1 protein-coding gene is annotated in these 1,367 nt (G+C 66.6%); it reads left to right on the top strand.

The annotated features are described in order from the left end of the window. Positions 1–54 precede the first annotated feature (54 nt). Positions 55–1,343, top strand: a protein-coding gene (locus tag L3K22_RS16620; protein ID WP_263312368.1) for an IS3 family transposase whose coding sequence is annotated in 2 segments (ribosomal slippage) — positions 55–328 and positions 328–1,343 — 1,290 coding nt in all. Because the reading frame shifts where the segments join, the coding sequence is not laid out codon by codon here. Positions 1,344–1,367: the final 24 nt, after the last annotated feature.

The raw sequence follows: 1,367 nt of genomic DNA, 5'->3' as shown, positions 1-1,367 counted from the left end.
TGAATCGGCCCAGGTTTGATGCCGCTGCTGTTTGAGTCCGAGAGGATGGACAGCATGCCGAAGAAGATCGATCCCCAGCTGCGCGCGAGGTGCGTGCGGCTCGTCAGGGAGCACCTCCAGGAGTACCCCACCTTGACCGCCGCCGTCACCGCAGTGGCTCGCCAGGAAGGCGTCTCGCGCGAGTCCGTGCGGCGCTGGCTCGCGCAGGCCGAGGTCGACGACGGGACCCGCCCCGGCATCACGACCGAGGAGTCTGCCGAGGTCAAGCGCCTGAAAGCAGAGAACAAGCGGCTTCGCGAGGACAATGAGATCCTGCGCCGCGCCTCGATTTTCTTTGCGGGGGAGCTCGACCCCCGAAACCGCTGATCTGCGCGTTCATCGACGAGATGCGCACCGAGGGCTATGCAGTCGAGCCGATCCTCCGCGTCCTGCGCCAGCAGGGCCTGAAGATCGCTGCACGCACCTACCGGGCCTGGAAGAGCCCGGTCCGTATCGCGGCCCGCACCGTCACAGACGCCCTGGTCGAGGACAAGATCCGCGACCTCGCCTGGACCATCAACCCCGCCACCGGGCAGGTCCAGATGACGCCCGAGGGACTCTACGGACGTAGGAAGTGGGTCGCGCTGCTCCGCCGACAGGAAGGCCTGGCCGGCACCTCCCGCGGGGCGGTGGACCGGGCGATGCGGACCCTCGGTCTTGAGGGCATCCGGCGGGTGAAGAAGGTCCGCACCACGATCCCCGGCCCGGACGGGAAGCGGGCCGGTGACCTGCTGAATCGCGATTTCACCGCCCCTGCTCCGAACCGGGTCTGGGTCACCGACTTCACCTACGTCCGCACCTGGGCGGGGTTCGTCTACGTCGCGTTCGTCGTGGACGTCTTCGCCCAGCGAATCGTGGGCTGGCACGCCTCCACCTCGAAGCAGGTCGACCTGGTCATGACCCCGCTGCGCATTGCGCTGTGGCAACGCGAGAGGGAAGGAAACCCAGTCTCACCAGGGAACTTGATCCATCACAGCGACGCTGGGTCTCAGTACACCGCCATTCGACTGACCGAGCACCTCGCCCTCGAGGGCATCGCCCCGTCGATCGGGACCGTCGGCGATGCCTTGGACAACGCGCTGATGGAGACGGTGAATGGCCTGTTCAAGACCGAGTGCATCCGCACCACCGTCTTTCACGCCGGCCCTTACCGCACCCTCGCGGACGTCGAGTTCGCGACCGCCGGCTGGGTCGACTGGTACAACAACCGCCGCCTCCACGGCTCCCTCGGGATGCTCACCCCTATAGAGTTCGAGACGCTGCACAAAGAGGCCCTCACCCGAGAGCCCGCACCCACAAAGTAGCGGCAGAGAACCTGGGCCGATTCA

Source organism: Brachybacterium atlanticum, assembly GCF_025669985.1.
Taxonomy (GTDB): Bacteria; Actinomycetota; Actinomycetes; order Actinomycetales; family Dermabacteraceae; genus Brachybacterium; species Brachybacterium conglomeratum.
Note: the sequence above shows the minus strand (reverse complement) of the source record. Positions and strands in the feature narration are given on the sequence as shown.